This is a genomic window from Pseudomonas sp. GL-B-12 (genome assembly GCF_019955895.1).
Lineage (GTDB): Bacteria > Pseudomonadota > Gammaproteobacteria > Pseudomonadales > Pseudomonadaceae > Aquipseudomonas.
Window position 1 is genome coordinate 62,772 of sequence record NZ_JAHBCX010000055.1, and the last position, 14,924, is coordinate 77,695.

11 protein-coding genes are annotated in these 14,924 nt (G+C 58.7%); all 11 read left to right on the forward strand.

Features of this window, described 5'->3' with window-relative positions:
* Nucleotides 1-24: 24 nt before the first annotated feature.
* Complete coding sequence (rseP, locus tag KGA85_RS25680; protein ID WP_223532511.1) at nucleotides 25-1,377, forward strand: sigma E protease regulator RseP; 1,353 nt, start codon at nucleotides 25-27, stop codon at nucleotides 1,375-1,377.
* 74 nt (nucleotides 1,378-1,451) lie between these two features.
* Nucleotides 1,452-3,842: an outer membrane protein assembly factor BamA gene (gene bamA, locus KGA85_RS25685; protein ID WP_223458845.1), complete on the forward strand. Its 2,391-nt coding sequence runs from the start codon at nucleotides 1,452-1,454 to the stop codon at nucleotides 3,840-3,842.
* Nucleotides 3,843-3,887: 45 nt separating this feature from the next.
* The gene (locus KGA85_RS25690; protein ID WP_046041136.1) at nucleotides 3,888-4,391 is read left to right on the forward strand and encodes an OmpH family outer membrane protein; all 504 of its coding nucleotides are present in this window, start codon (nucleotides 3,888-3,890) and stop codon (nucleotides 4,389-4,391) included.
* Between the two features lie 3 nt (nucleotides 4,392-4,394).
* Entirely contained in the window at nucleotides 4,395-5,450 is a 1,056-nt protein-coding gene (lpxD, locus tag KGA85_RS25695) for a UDP-3-O-(3-hydroxymyristoyl)glucosamine N-acyltransferase (protein WP_223458846.1), read from the forward strand.
* 108 nt (nucleotides 5,451-5,558) lie between these two features.
* Entirely contained in the window at nucleotides 5,559-5,999 is a 441-nt protein-coding gene (gene fabZ / locus KGA85_RS25700; protein WP_007978374.1) for a 3-hydroxyacyl-ACP dehydratase FabZ, read from the forward strand.
* Entirely contained in the window at nucleotides 5,996-6,772 is a 777-nt protein-coding gene (lpxA, locus tag KGA85_RS25705) for an acyl-ACP--UDP-N-acetylglucosamine O-acyltransferase (RefSeq protein WP_046041139.1), read from the forward strand. The genes fabZ and lpxA overlap by 4 nt, the downstream gene beginning before the upstream one ends.
* Before the next feature lie 2 nt (nucleotides 6,773-6,774).
* The gene (gene lpxB / locus KGA85_RS25710) at nucleotides 6,775-7,905 is read left to right on the forward strand and encodes a lipid-A-disaccharide synthase (protein WP_223532513.1); all 1,131 of its coding nucleotides are present in this window, start codon (nucleotides 6,775-6,777) and stop codon (nucleotides 7,903-7,905) included.
* Between the two features lie 11 nt (nucleotides 7,906-7,916).
* Nucleotides 7,917-8,543, forward strand: a complete 627-nt coding sequence (rnhB, locus tag KGA85_RS25715) for a ribonuclease HII (protein ID WP_223458963.1) — start codon at nucleotides 7,917-7,919, stop codon at nucleotides 8,541-8,543.
* A gap of 77 nt (nucleotides 8,544-8,620) precedes the next feature.
* Nucleotides 8,621-12,142, forward strand: a complete 3,522-nt coding sequence (gene dnaE, locus KGA85_RS25720) for a DNA polymerase III subunit alpha (protein ID WP_223458851.1) — start codon at nucleotides 8,621-8,623, stop codon at nucleotides 12,140-12,142.
* Between the two features lie 139 nt (nucleotides 12,143-12,281).
* Complete coding sequence (locus KGA85_RS25725) at nucleotides 12,282-13,229, forward strand: acetyl-CoA carboxylase carboxyltransferase subunit alpha (protein ID WP_223458853.1); 948 nt, start codon at nucleotides 12,282-12,284, stop codon at nucleotides 13,227-13,229.
* Nucleotides 13,230-13,379: 150 nt separating this feature from the next.
* Entirely contained in the window at nucleotides 13,380-14,708 is a 1,329-nt protein-coding gene (gene tilS, locus KGA85_RS25730; RefSeq protein WP_223458855.1) for a tRNA lysidine(34) synthetase TilS, read from the forward strand.
* Nucleotides 14,709-14,924 lie beyond the last annotated feature (216 nt).

A 14,924-nucleotide genomic window follows, 5' to 3' on the forward strand; every position in this document is an offset into this window, starting at 1 on the left:
CGGATAGGAATGCGGAGAAAGTAGATGAGCGCGCTCTATATGATTGTCGGCACCCTGGTCGCTCTGGGTGTGCTGGTTACCTTCCACGAGTTCGGCCATTTTTGGGTCGCGCGTCGCTGTGGGGTCAAAGTGCTGCGCTTCTCCGTAGGCTTCGGCATGCCTTTGCTGCGCTGGCACGACAAGCAAGGTACCGAATTTGTCGTCGCGGCGATCCCGTTGGGTGGCTACGTCAAAATGCTCGACGAGCGCGAGGGGGAAGTGCCACTCGATCAGCTCGACCAGGCATTCAATCGCAAATCCGTTCGTCAGCGCGTTGCCATCGTAGCGGCAGGGCCGATAGCCAACTTCCTGCTGGCATTGGTGTTCTTCTGGGTATTGGCAATGCTCGGCAGTGAGCAGGTGCGTCCGGTCATCGGGGCTGTCGAGTCTGGCAGTATCGCGGCCAGGGCGGGATTGAGCCCCGGCCAGGAAATCGTGGCCATTGATGGCGAGGCGACTTCCGGCTGGGCAGCGGTGAATCTGCAACTGGTTCGTCGCTTGGGCGAAAGCGGTTCGTTGCAGATATTGGTTCGCGAGCAAGGCTCCACAGCCGATTCTCCTCGTGAACTTGCGCTGGATAAATGGCTCAAAGGGGCTGACGAGCCTGACCCTATCCATTCGTTGGGGATTCGTCCGTGGCGTCCGGCATTGCCGCCTGTCCTGGCCGAGCTCGATCCAAAGGGCCCGGCTCAGGCTGCCGGCCTGAAGACCGGTGACCGGTTGCTGGCGCTCGATGGTCGTACGCTGGATGAATGGCAGCAGGTCGTCGATACCGTCCGTATGCATCCTGATACCAAAATCATGCTGCGGGTTGAGCGCGACGGTGCTCAAATCGACGTCCCGGTGACGCTGGCCGCTCGCGGCGAGCGCAAGTCACCCAGCGGATACCTGGGGGCGGGGGTGAAGGCTGTCGATTGGCCGCCGGAGATGATCCGCGAGGTCAGTTACGGGCCGTTGGCAGCGATTGGCGAGGGGGCTCGACGCACCTGGACCATGAGCGTGCTGACCCTCGATTCGCTGAAGAAAATGTTGTTCGGTGAGCTCTCGGTAAAAAACTTGAGTGGACCGATAACCATTGCTAAAGTGGCGGGCGCTTCGGCCCAGTCGGGTGTTGCTGATTTCCTGAATTTCCTTGCTTATCTGAGTATTAGCCTGGGCGTTCTGAATTTGTTGCCCATTCCGGTACTGGATGGGGGGCATTTATTGTTTTATCTGATCGAGTGGGCGCGTGGTCGTCCCTTGTCGGATCGGGTGCAAGGTTGGGGGATACAGATCGGTATCAGTTTGGTGATCGGGGTGATGTTGCTTGCACTGGTCAATGATCTGGGTCGACTGTAACGCTTCGCTGAATTGCGAATCTGCCGCATTTTGCGGCAGTTTGTTTATTGCCAGTTGGAATAAGAAAGGACTTCATGAAACGTCTGCTGCTAACTGCGGTTCTCACCGTATTGATGATCGCCGAAGTTCACGCCGAGTCCTTCACTATCTCTGATATTCGCGTCAATGGCCTCCAGCGGGTCTCCGCGGGTAGCGTCTTTGGTGCTTTGCCGTTGAACGTCGGTGAACAGGCGGATGATCGTCGCCTGGTGGAATCCACTCGTGCGTTGTTCAAAACCGGTTTCTTTCAAGATATCCAGCTGGGCCGTGATGGCAACGTCCTGGTCATCACTGTAGTCGAGCGCCCGTCGGTCGCCAGTATCGAGATCGAAGGCAACAAGGCGATCTCTACCGAAGACCTGATGAAAGGCCTCAAGCAATCCGGTCTGGCCGAAGGCGAGATCTTCCAGCGTGCCACCCTTGAAGGTGTGCGTAACGAACTGCAGCGCCAGTACGTCGCCCAGGGTCGCTACTCGGCTACCGTCGATACCGAAGTGGTGCCACAGCCGCGTAACCGCGTCGGCCTGAAGGTCAACATCAACGAAGGCACCGTTGCCGCTATCCAGCACATCAACGTGGTGGGTAACACGGTTTTCCCTGATGAAGATCTGATCGACCTGTTCGAACTCAAGACCACCAACTGGTTGTCGTTCTTCAAGAACGACGACAAGTACGCCCGTGAAAAACTGTCCGGTGACCTGGAACGTCTGCGTTCCTACTACCTGGACCGTGGCTACATCAACATGGATATCGCTTCGACCCAGGTTTCCATTACCCCGGACAAGAAGCACGTCTACATCACCGTCAACGTCAACGAAGGCGAGAAGTACACCGTTCGTGACGTCAAGCTCAGCGGTGACCTGAAAGTCCCTGAAGACCAGGTCAAGTCCCTGCTGCTGGTGCAAAAAGGCCAGGTGTTCTCGCGCAAGCTGATGACCACCACCTCCGAACTGATCACCCGTCGCCTGGGTAACGAAGGTTATACCTTCGCCAACGTCAACGGCGTGCCTCAACCGCACGATGAAGATCACACCGTAGACATCCTGTTTGCAGTCGATCCGGGCAAGCGTGCTTACGTGAACCGCATCAACTTCCGTGGCAACACCAAGTCCGAAGACGAAGTGCTGCGTCGTGAAATGCGTCAGATGGAAGGCGGCTGGGCTTCGACCTACCTGATCGACCAGTCCAAGACCCGTCTGGAACGACTGGGCTTCTTCAAGGAAGTCAACGTCGAGACCCCGGCCGTGCCGGGTGTCGATGACCAGGTGGACGTCAACTACAGCGTTGAAGAACAAGCCTCCGGTTCGATTACCGCCAGTGTCGGTTTCGCCCAGAGTGCCGGTCTGATCCTCGGTGGTTCGATCACTCAGAACAACTTCCTGGGTACCGGTAACAAGGTCAGCGTCGGCTTGACCAAAAGCCAATACCAGACGCGTTACAACTTTGGTTTTGTCGACCCCTACTGGACGGCTGATGGCGTGAGCCTGGGTTACAACGCCTTCTACCGCACCACCGACTACAACGACCTCGACGTCGATGTAGCGAGCTATGCCGTGGACAGCATGGGTGCTGGCGTGAGCGTCGGCTACCCGATCAGCGAGACTTCGCGTCTGACCTTCGGCCTGACTGCGCAACAGGACAAGATCAAGACCGGTCAATACACCGTCGACGAAATTTTCGACTTCGTTAACCGTGAAGGCGATCAGTACTTGAACTTCAAGGCTTCGGCCGGCTGGTCCGAATCCACCCTGAACAAAGGCGTATTGGCGACTCGTGGTCATTCTCAAAGCTTGACGGCGGAAGTCACCGTACCGGGTAGCGACCTGTCGTTCTTCAAGCTCGATTACCGTGGCCAGTTGTTCCAGCCACTGAGCGAAAACTACACCATGCGCCTGCACACCGAATTGGGTTATGGCGACGGTTATGGTTCGACCGATGGCTTGCCATTCTATGAAAACTACTATGCTGGTGGTTTCAACTCGGTTCGTGGCTTCAAGGACAGTACATTGGGGCCGCGTAGTACTCCGAGCCGCGGCGCACTCAGTACTGGCAACCCGGGTACTCTTGCTGACCCGGATCAGGATCCACTGCCGTTCGGTGGTAACGTCCTGATTCAAGGTGGTGCAGAGATTCTGTTCCCGCTGCCGTTCGTCAAGGATCAACGATCCCTGCGTACCTCGGTATTCTGGGATGTGGGTAACGTATTCGACTCCAAGTGCGAGCAGACGACCAATACCAACCCTGCGTCGAAGTCCAATACGCAGTGTAACGATGTCAGTCTGAGCAACCTGGCCAGTTCCGTCGGTGTGGGCGTGACATGGGTCACCGCGCTGGGTCCTCTGAGCTTTGCGTTGGCCATGCCAGTAAAAGAACCGGATAACGCTGAAACCCAGGTGTTCCAATTCTCTCTTGGCCAGACGTTCTAAGCGTCTGTCCCAAAATAACGACAATGGATTTTGTAGGAGTGCATCGTGCGTAAGTTGACTCAATTGGTTCTCCTGGCGACCGTACTGGTAGCAGGTCCGGCGTTCGCCGACATGAAAATTGCTGTTCTGAACTATCAGATGGCTTTGCTGGAGTCCGACGCGGCCAAGAAATACGCCGTGGATGCCGAGAAGAAGTTCGGTCCTCAGCTGACCAAGCTCAAGGCGCTGGAAACCAGCGCCAAGGGCATTCAGGACCGCCTGATGGCCGGTGGCGACAAAATGCAGCAGGGCGAGCGCGAGCGTCTGGAGCTTGAATTCAAGCAAAAGGCCCGTGACTTCCAGTTCCAGTCCAAGGAGCTGAATGAAGCCAAGGCCGTTGCCGATCGTGAAATGCTGAAGCAGCTCAAGCCGAAACTGGACAGCGCTGTGGAAGAAGTCATCAAGAAAGGTGCTTTTGACCTGGTCTTCGAGCGTGGCGCAGTGATTGATGTCAAGCCTCAGTACGACATCACTCGCCAGGTTATCGAGCGCATGAATCAGCTGAAGTAACCCATGACCGTGACCATTAAGCTCGGCCAGCTGGCCGAGTTCCTCGGTGCCACGCTACGTGGCGACCCCGAGAAAGCAATTACTGGGCTAGCCACCTTGCAGGAGGCTGGCCCAGCTCAGTTGAGCTTTCTTGCAAACCCCCAATACCGTAAGTACCTGGCAGGCAGTCAGGCTGCAGCCCTGTTGCTCAAAGCCGCTGACGCCGAAGGTCATTGCGGGGATGTGCTGGTGGTGCCGGATCCATACGCAGCCTACGCGCGTATTTCTCACCTGTTCGATCCCAAGCCCAAGGCGGCAGCCGGGATTCATCCGACGGCGGTGATCGCGGCGGATGCGGTTGTCGATCCAGCGGCGAGTATCGGCGCTTTTGTGGTGATCGAAAGCGGTGCGCAGGTTGCCGCCGGTACGACTGTCGGCGCGCATTGCTTCATTGGCGCTCGCAGCGTGGTGGGTGAGGGTGGCTGGCTCGCACCGCGTGTGACCTTGTATCACGACGTTCGCGTCGGCAAGCGGGTCGTCATTCAGTCCGGTGCGGTGCTTGGCGGCGAAGGCTTCGGCTTTGCCAATGAAAAAGGTATCTGGCAGAAAATCGCCCAGATCGGTGGTGTGCTGATCGGCGATGATGTTGAAATCGGCGTGAACACAGCTATAGATCGCGGTGCGTTGGCCGATACCATCATCGGTAACGGCGTGAAGCTCGATAACCAGATTCAGATTGCCCACAACGTTCAGGTAGGCGATCACACCGCCATGGCAGCGTGCGTCGGGATCTCCGGCAGCACCAAAATCGGCAAGCATTGCATGCTCGCCGGTGGCGTAGGCCTGGTGGGGCACATCGATATTTGTGACAACGTTTTCATTACCGGGATGACCATGGTGACCCACTCGATTACCGAGCCAGGGGCCTATTCTTCCGGTACGGCCATGCAACCGGCTGCCGAGTGGCGCAAAAGCGCGGCACGTATTCGTCAGCTCGATGACATCGCGCGACGTCTGCGCCAGCTGGAAAAGCAAGTAGGGGAAGTGACCCCTGACGGTAATGCTTCATCAGATGGCTGATACCATTTCCATATCAAGTGTGCACAGCCGCTAGACTGCCTCCTTGATTTGCTAGAGGGGTGCGCGTCAGTCGCGCGCTCCCAATCTTTACATAGGCTTCCCCCCGAAATGATGGACATCAACGAGATTCGCGAATACCTGCCTCACCGTTACCCGTTCCTGCTGGTGGACCGGGTAGTGGAGCTGGATGTTGAAGGCAAGCGCATTCGTGCCTACAAGAATGTCAGCATCAACGAACCGTTCTTCAACGGTCACTTCCCTGCGCATCCAATCATGCCGGGCGTATTGATCATCGAGGCAATGGCTCAGGCTGCCGGGATCCTTGGTTTCAAAATGCTCGACGTGAAACCGGCCGACGGCACCCTCTATTACTTCGTCGGTTCCGACAAGCTGCGCTTCCGCCAGCCGGTATTGCCGGGCGATCAGCTGATCCTTGAAGCCAAGTTCATCAGCTGCAAGCGTCAGATCTGGAAATTCGAATGCCAGGCTTCGGTCGATGGCAAGCCTGTCTGCTCGGCTGAAATCATCTGTGCGGAACGCAAACTATGAGTTTGATTGACCCTCGTGCAATCATCGATCCGACAGCCGTTCTGGCTGACGGCGTCGAGGTCGGCCCGTGGTCGATCGTCGGCGCAGGTGTGGAAATCGGCGAGGGGACAGTCATCGGGCCACACGTGATTCTCAAGGGCCCGACCCGAATTGGTAAGCACAATCGCATCTACCAGTTTTCCTCGGTGGGTGAAGACACGCCTGACCTGAAGTACAAGGGCGAGGAAACCCGCCTGGTGATTGGTGATCACAACGTCATCCGTGAAGGCGTGACGATTCACCGTGGCACCATCCAGGACCGTTCGGAAACGACCCTGGGCGATCACAACCTGATCATGGCGTATGCCCATATCGGCCACGACAGCGTTATCGGCAACCACTGCATCCTGGTCAACAACACCGCACTGGCGGGCCATGTGCATGTGGAAGACTGGGCAATCCTTTCCGGTTTTACCCTGGTTCACCAGTATTGCCACATTGGTGCCCACAGCTTCTCAGGCATGGGTACGGCGATCGGCAAGGATGTTCCTGCGTATGTCACGGTGTTCGGTAACCCCGCCGAAGCCCGTAGCATGAACTTCGAGGGCATGCGCCGTCGGGGTTTCAGCGAAGATGCGATCCACGCGCTGCGTCGTGCCTACAAGGTTGTGTACCGCCAGGGCCTGACCGTGGAACAGGCGCTCGTCGAACTGGCCGAGCCTTCTGCGCAGTTCCCGGAAGTAGCGGTGTTCCGCGACTCCATCCAGTCTTCGACCCGCGGCATCACCCGCTAATCATGGCCAATCTGCGTATTGCGCTGGTAGCGGGTGAGGCTTCCGGTGACATTCTGGGTGCGGGTCTCATGCGCGCGCTCAAGGCTCGTCACCCTGCTGTCGAGTTCATCGGTGTTGGTGGTCCGTTGATGCAGGCTGAAGGCCTGACCTCGTATTTCCCGATGGAACGTCTGTCCGTCATGGGTCTGGTGGAAGTGCTGGGCCGGCTGCGCGAGCTGCTGGCACGACGCAAGAAGCTGGTCGCCGACCTGATCGATGCGAAACCCGATGTATTCATCGGTATCGATGCGCCGGACTTCAACCTCAATATCGAACTCAAGCTGCGCCAGGCCGGGATCAAGACCGTGCATTACGTCAGCCCGTCGGTCTGGGCCTGGCGGCAGAAACGCGTGTTGAAGATTCGCGAAGGCTGCGACCTGATGCTCACGCTGTTTCCGTTCGAAGCCAAATTCTACGAAGAAAAGGGCGTGCCGGTGCGGTTCGTCGGCCATACCCTGGCCGATGCCATTCCACTCCAGGCCGATCGCGCTGCTGCGCGGGCCGAACTCGGTTTGCCCGACGGGCCGCTGGTGGCGTTGATGCCCGGCAGCCGTGGCGGTGAAGTCGGCCGGCTCGGCGCGTTGTTTCTCGACACAGCGCAGCGCCTGCGGGCATTGCGTCCGGGTGTGCGGTTTGTCATGCCTTGCGCCAGTGCGCAACGTCGCGCACAGCTCGAAGAACTGTTGGCCGGTCGCGATTTGCCGCTGACCCTGCTCGATGGGCAGTCTCACTTAGCCCTGGCAGCGTGCGATGCGGTGTTGATTGCCTCCGGTACCGCGACGCTTGAAGCGCTGCTGTACAAGCGACCGATGGTGGTCGCCTATCGCCTGGCGCCGCTGACGTTCTGGATTCTCAAACGCATGGTGAAAAGCCCCTACATTTCGTTACCGAACTTGTTGGCCCAGCGCCTGTTGGTGCCCGAATTGTTGCAGGACGATGCAACGGTCGAAGCGCTGGCCCAGACGTTGTCACCGTTGATCGAGGGCGGGGAAGAGCAGACCCGTGGCTTTGACGAAATTCACCGGACCCTGCGTCTGGATGCCTCCAACCAGGCTGCGGACGCAGTGCTGAACCTGATCGGCCAAGACAAATGAGTAAAACGAACATGCAGATGGGCCTGGATTTCACCTTGGTCGCTGAAATCGAAGACCTGGTTGCCGGCGTCGATGAAGTCGGTCGCGGTCCGCTCTGTGGCGCGGTGGTGACGGCGGCGGTGATCCTTGATCCGAACCGCCCGATCCTCGGCCTGAACGACTCGAAGAAACTCACCGAAGCCCGTCGCGAAAAACTCTACGACGAAATCTGCGAAAAAGCCCTGAGCTGGTGCATCGCTCGCGCCGAAGTCGAAGAAATCGACGAACTGAATATCCTGCACGCCACCATGCTGGCCATGCAGCGTGCGGTCGCCGGGCTGCATGTCCAGCCGAAGCTGGCGATGATCGACGGCAACCGTTGCCCGAAACTGCCAATGCGCTCAGAGGCCGTGGTCAAGGGCGATAGCAAGGTCCCCGCCATCGCCGCCGCATCGATTCTGGCCAAAGTGAGCCGTGATCGCGAAATGGCCGCCTTCGAATTGATCTACCCGGGCTACGGTATCGGCGGTCACAAAGGCTACCCGACCCCCGTTCATCTGGAAGCACTGGCACGGCTTGGGCCGACCCCGATTCACCGGCGCTCGTTTGCCCCGGTGCGGCTGGCGTATGAGGCGCGGGAAGGTCTCATCGAGAGTTAGTCGCGAGGCTGATTTTTTTTACCAAGGCCCGGTACAATCCGGGCCTTGTTGTCTTCATGTTTACAGACAGGATCACTATGCCGGCTTCATTCGTTCACCTACGCCTGCACACTGAATATTCCCTGGTCGACGGTCTGGTGCGGATCAAACCGCTGGTCAAGACCCTGGTCGGCATGAGCATGCCTGCCGTAGCGGTCACCGACCAGAACAACATGTGTTCCCTGGTCAAATTCTATAAAAACGCCATGGGTGCCGGGATCAAGCCGATCTGCGGCGCCGACCTGTGGCTGTCGAACAAGGATCCGGACAACCCGCTGAGCCGGATCAGCCTGCTGGTGATGAACGCCGAAGGCTATCGCAACCTTACCGAACTGATTTCCCGCGGCTTCATCGACGGTCAGCGCAATGGCGCGATCATCATCGAGCGCGAATGGGTTGCTGAAGCCAACTCGGGCTTGATCATGCTGTCGGCGGCCAAAGACGGCGAGATCGGCCAGGCCATGCTCAGCGGCAACCCCGCCGAGGCCGAAACCCTGGCCCGGGAATGGATGGAAGTGTTTCCGGATCGTTTCTACCTGGAAATCCAGCGCACCAACCGCCCCAACGATGAAGAGCAACTGCACGGTGCCGTGGCGCTGGCCGAGAAGCTCGGTGCGCCGCTGGTGGCGACCAATGATGTGCGTTTCATCAAGCAGGAAGATTTCGCCGCCCACGAAACCCGCGTCTGCATCGGTGAGGGCCGCGCCCTCGACGATCCGCGGCGTTCGAAGAATTACAGTGATCAGCAGTACCTCAAAAGCGCCGAGGAAATGGCCGAGCTGTTCAGCGACATTCCCGAAGCGCTGGAAAACACCGTCGAGATCGCCAAGCGCTGTAACATCGAAGTGAAGCTGGGCACGCACTTCCTGCCCAACTTCCCGATTCCCGATGGCATGACCATCGACGAGTACTTCCGCAAGGTGTCCTTCGACGGCCTGGAAGAGCGCCTTAGTGTTCTGCTGCCCAAAGACACCACCGAAGACTACGAGGCCAAGCGTCAGGTCTATGTCGATCGGTTGAATTTCGAGCTGGATATCATTATCCAGATGGGGTTCCCCGGTTACTTCCTGATCGTGATGGACTTTATCCAGTGGGCCAAGAGCAACGGCGTACCGGTGGGCCCTGGCCGTGGATCGGGTGCCGGATCGCTGGTGGCCTATGTACAGAAGATCACCGACCTCGACCCGCTGGAATATGACCTGCTGTTCGAACGATTCCTTAACCCGGAACGGGTATCCATGCCCGACTTCGACGTCGACTTCTGCATGGACGGTCGTGACCGGGTTATCGACTATGTGGCCGAGAAGTACGGCCGCAACGCGGTAAGCCAGATCATCACCTTCGGTTCCATGGCCGCCAAGGCCGTGGTCCGCGACGTGGCGCGGGTGCAGGGCAAGTCCTATGGCCTGGCGGATCGTCTGTCGAAGATGATTCCGTTCGAAGTCGGCATGACCCTGGAAAAGGCCTACGAGCAGGAAGAGATCCTGCGCGACTTCATCAAGGTCGATGAAGAGGCCGCGGAAATCTGGGAGATGGCCCGCAAGCTCGAAGGCGTTGTGCGTAACGTCGGCAAGCACGCCGGTGGTGTGGTGATCGCACCGACCAAGCTGACCGACTTCTCGCCGATCTATTGCGACGAGGCCGGTGACGGTCTGGTAACCCAGTTCGACAAGGATGACGTCGAGGCGGCTGGCCTGGTGAAGTTCGACTTCCTTGGCCTGCGGACCCTGACGATCATCGACTGGGCGCTGAAAACCATCAACCGCGACCGCGCCAAGGTCAACGAACCGCCGCTGGATATCGCGTTTATCCCGTTGGACGACAAACCGACTTACACACTGCTGCAAAAAGCCGAAACCACGGCGGTGTTCCAGCTCGAATCCCGGGGCATGAAGGAGCTGATCAAAAAGCTCAAGCCCGACTGCCTGGAAGACTTGATCGCACTGGTGGCACTGTTCCGTCCGGGTCCGCTGCAATCGGGCATGGTGGACGACTTCATCAACCGTAAGCACGGCCGCGCCGAGCTGGCGTATCCGCACTCGGACTTTCAGTACGAAGGCCTCAAACCGGTGCTGGCACCGACTTACGGCATCATCCTGTATCAGGAACAGGTGATGCAGATTGCCCAGGTCATGGCCGGTTACACCCTCGGTGGTGCGGACATGCTGCGTCGAGCCATGGGTAAGAAAAAACCCGAGGAAATGGCCAAGCAGCGCGGCGGCTTCATTGAAGGTTGCGCCACCAACAACATCGACGCGGACCTCGCCGGTAACATTTTTGACCTGGTGGAAAAGTTCGCCGGTTACGGCTTCAACAAATCCCACTCCGCCGCCTATGGCCTGGTGTCGTACCAGACCGCATGGCTGAAGGCGCACTACCCGGCGCCGTTCATGGCCGCGGTGCTCTCGGCGGATATGCACAACACCGACAAGGTCGTGACCTTGATCGAAGAAGTGCGGACCATGAAGCTGCGTCTCGACGCGCCGGACGTGAACACCTCCGAATTCAAGTTCACGGTGAACGACGAAGGCCGGATCATTTACGGCCTCGGTGCCATCAAGGGCGTGGGCGAAGGCCCGGTCGAGGCGATCACCGAAGCGCGCCTGGCCGGTCCGTTCAAGGATCTGTTCGATTTCTGCGCACGGGTCGACCTCAAGCGTATCAACAAGCGCACTCTCGACGGTTTGATCCGCAGCGGTGCCCTGGATCGCCTCGGGCCGTATTTCCACGATGAGCAGAAAGCCTACCAGGCCAATATCGACCGCAATCGCGCGGTGCTGTTGACCGCCATGGAAGAGGCGATCAAGGCGGCCGAACAGACCGCGCGCACCCAGGACAGCGGTCACTCCGACCTGTTTGGCGGTCTGTTTGTCGAAGAGGACGCTGACGTCTACGCCAATCACCGCAAGGCCAAGGAGCTGACCCTCAAGGAGCGCCTGAAAGGGGAGAAAGATACCCTTGGCCTGTACCTGACCGGTCACCCGATTGACGAATACGAAGGTGAAATCCGTCGCTTCGCTCGCCAGCGCATTATCGACCTGAAACCGGCGCGCGATACCCAGACCGTTGCCGGGATGATCATCGCCTTGCGGGTGATGAAGAACAAAAAGGGCGACAAGATGGGCTTCATCACCCTCGACGACCGCTCCGGACGGATCGAGGCCTCGCTGTTTTCCGAGGCGTTCCATTCCGCGCAGTCGCTGTTGCAGACCGACGCGATGGTGGTGGTCGAAGGCGAAGTCAGCAATGACGACTTCTCCGGTGGCCTGAAATTGCGGGTCAAGCGGGTGATGAGCATGGAGGATGCGCGCACCAATCTGGCCGAGAGCCTGCGCCTGAAGTTGCATGCCAAGGACCTCAAGGGCGATCAGCTACGCTGGCTGGGTGAACTGTTGAAGCGTCACCGCGGTGCTTGCCCGATCACCATGGACTACACCAGTCCCGATGCGAAGGCCTTGTTGCAGTTCGGCGAAGGCTGGCGAATCGATCCGGCGGATGCGTTGATTCAAGCCTTGCGTGACCAGTTCGGGCGAGACAACGTCTTCCTCCAATACCGTTGACCGGCAGGTGATATCAGAACGCCTGCCCGCAACCTGAATTTTTAATCTCGACCTCAACGCGCCTGTCCCTTAAGGTAGGGCGCGAATAGACAACCGGCCGGCCCAAGATCCCTTGGGACTCGACCCAAGACGGACGCCTATGAACCCGAATTTTCTAGATTTCGAACAGCCGATCGCCGACCTGCAAGCCAAGATCGAAGAGTTGCGCTTGGTCGGTAATGACAATTCGCTGAATATCGGCGATGAGATCTCCCGCCTGCAGGACAAGAGCAAAACGCTGACCGAAGACATCTTCGGCAAGCTGACCAGCTGGCAGATCGCACGTCTGGCGCGTCACCCGAAACGTCCGTATACCCTGGACTACATCGAACACATCTTCACCGAGTTCGACGAACTGCACGGTGACCGTCACTTCTCCGACGACGCTGCGATCGTTGGCGGTATTGCCCGTCTGGATGACCAGCCGGTGATGATCATCGGTCACCAGAAAGGCCGTGAAGTGCGCGAGAAGGTTCGCCGCAACTTCGGCATGCCGCGTCCGGAAGGCTACCGCAAGGCTTGCCGCCTGATGGAAATGGCCGAACGTTTCAAAATGCCGATCCTGACCTTCATCGACACCCCGGGCGCTTACCCTGGCATCGACGCTGAAGAGCGCAACCAGAGTGAAGCGATTGCCTGGAACCTGCGTGTCATGGCCCGCCTGAAAACCCCAATCATCGCCACCGTGATCGGTGAGGGTGGTTCCGGTGGTGCACTGGCTATCGGTGTCTGCGATCAGTTGAACATGCTGCAATACTCCACCTACGCGGTGATTTCGCCGGAAGGTTGCGCTTCGATTCTGTGGAAAACCGCCGAGAAAGCACCGGATGCCGCAGAAGCGATGGGCATCACCGCCGAGCGCCTCAAGGGCCTGGGCATCGTGGACAAGGTGATTGGTGAGCCATTGGGTGGCGCGCACCGTAACCCGGCCGCTGCCGCTGCATCGATCCGAGCCGAGCTCAGCTCGCAACTGGCGATGCTGAAGAAGTTCGATAACGATGCGCTGCTGACCCGTCGTTATGAGCGTCTGATGAGCTACGGTCTGTAATCAGATCTCGCTGTACCCATGTGTGGGAGCGAGCCTGCTCGCGAAAGCGGTATGACAGCCAACGAATGTGTTGAATGTTGAACCGTCTTCGCGAGCAGGTCGGAACGCCGAACCGTCGCTCCCACATTTGATTTGTGCAGGGTGATGGATATGAGTCGGTCCAATATTGATCTGCCCGCCAGAGTCTTGTTGAATCTTGCCTTGTGGCGCAATGCTTCCGCTTGGCGCATCGCCTTCTCCGGCGGCCTGGACTCCACTGTTCTGCTGCACCTTCTGGCAACACTCTCCAAAACCGAATCCCTGCCGGCGCTGAGCGCCATCCATGTTCATCACGGTCTTCAAGCTGTGGCCGATGCGTGGCCGGAATATTGTCGTGCTGTGTGCACTGCGCTGGGCGTGCCGCTGCAAGTGGTTCGCGTGCAGGTGCAACCGGGTGCCAGCCTTGAACGTGCAGCCCGGGATGCGCGGTATCAGGCCTTCACTGAAGCCGTTCAGGCCAACGAAGTGCTGCTGACGGCCCAGCACCGCGACGATCAGGCGGAAACCCTGTTGTTTCGCTTGTTACGCGGAGCGGGCGTGCGCGGATTGTCCGGGATGCCGCGTCAGCGCCCGTTGGGCAAGGGGCACTTGCTGCGACCATTACTTGATGTCACGCGGGCTGAACTGGAGGCTTATGCCAGTGCACATGGGTTGAGCTGGATCGAAGATCCCTCGAACCAGGATCGGCAGTACTCGCGCAATTACCTTAGGCATCAAGTCTTGCCCGTGCTGATCCAGCGCTGGCCACAAGCGGTGGCGACCATGGTCCGTAGCGCGGCGCATTTGACTGAAGCGCAGGGGCTGCTCGAAGAACTGGCGGACATGGATTTGCGTGAGGCCAGCTCTGCCAGTGAGTTTGCCTGGTTGGGCTTGCGATCCCTTGAACTGGCGCCCCTTGCGCGACTGTCTGATGCCCGGCAGCGCAATGCCTTGAGTCATTGGCTCGAACCGCTGACCCGCCTGCCGGACACTGACCATTGGTCGGGTTGGGAGGATTTGCGCGACGCCACCGGCGATGCCTGCCCGGTGTGGCGGCTGGCCGATGGCGAACTGCATCGGGCGGGCGGTCGGATCTGGTGGCTGTCCGGCCGCTGGCTGCGCCCTTTGCCCGGCGCCGGGGTGTGGCTGGATCCGGCGTCACCACTGGCTATCCCGGGCAACGGTGTGCTTTCGCTCACCGGGCAAATCCCCGATGGCCCGCTGCATATCCGCTATCGTGAAGGGGGAGAGGTCATGGCTTTGCCAGGCCGCGGCCATCGGGACCTGAAACGTTTGCTCAATGAAAGTGCTGTACCGTCCTTCGTACGCGGCAGATTGCCGCTGCTCTACAAAGACGGGCAACTGCTGGCGGTAGCGAACCTTAAGGGGCTCGATGGTGGTGCGCTCGGCGACTGGCATTTGCATTGGCAGCCACTGAACGAAGATCAAGGTTTGAGCTGAAAGGGGCTTTCCGGTAGACTACGCTCCCTTCTTGATACAACTTCTGTGGATTCGCCTGAATTGCAGGAGTTGCCGATTACCAAGCAGTCTTTGCTGGGCGATTCCAAAAAATGTGTAGCGAGCAACGAACCGGTGTTTCATTTTCCGGTCTGTCCCAACGCGGCGGTTTTTTCGAAAGGTGCACTGTGATTAATGCAGGTGATCGGGGGCTTCGGC

Coding starts and splice junctions, on each gene's coding strand:
- rseP (WP_223532511.1), top strand. CDS start 25: ATGAGCGCGCTCTATATGATTGTCGGCACCCTGGTCGCTCTGGGTGTG.
- bamA (WP_223458845.1), top strand. CDS start 1,452: ATGAAACGTCTGCTGCTAACTGCGGTTCTCACCGTATTGATGATCGCC.
- lpxD (WP_223458846.1), top strand. CDS start 4,395: ATGACCGTGACCATTAAGCTCGGCCAGCTGGCCGAGTTCCTCGGTGCC.
- fabZ (WP_007978374.1), top strand. CDS start 5,559: ATGATGGACATCAACGAGATTCGCGAATACCTGCCTCACCGTTACCCG.
- lpxA (WP_046041139.1), top strand. CDS start 5,996: ATGAGTTTGATTGACCCTCGTGCAATCATCGATCCGACAGCCGTTCTG.
- lpxB (WP_223532513.1), top strand. CDS start 6,775: ATGGCCAATCTGCGTATTGCGCTGGTAGCGGGTGAGGCTTCCGGTGAC.
- rnhB (WP_223458963.1), top strand. CDS start 7,917: ATGCAGATGGGCCTGGATTTCACCTTGGTCGCTGAAATCGAAGACCTG.
- dnaE (WP_223458851.1), top strand. CDS start 8,621: ATGCCGGCTTCATTCGTTCACCTACGCCTGCACACTGAATATTCCCTG.
- KGA85_RS25725 (WP_223458853.1), top strand. CDS start 12,282: ATGAACCCGAATTTTCTAGATTTCGAACAGCCGATCGCCGACCTGCAA.
- tilS (WP_223458855.1), top strand. CDS start 13,380: ATGAGTCGGTCCAATATTGATCTGCCCGCCAGAGTCTTGTTGAATCTT.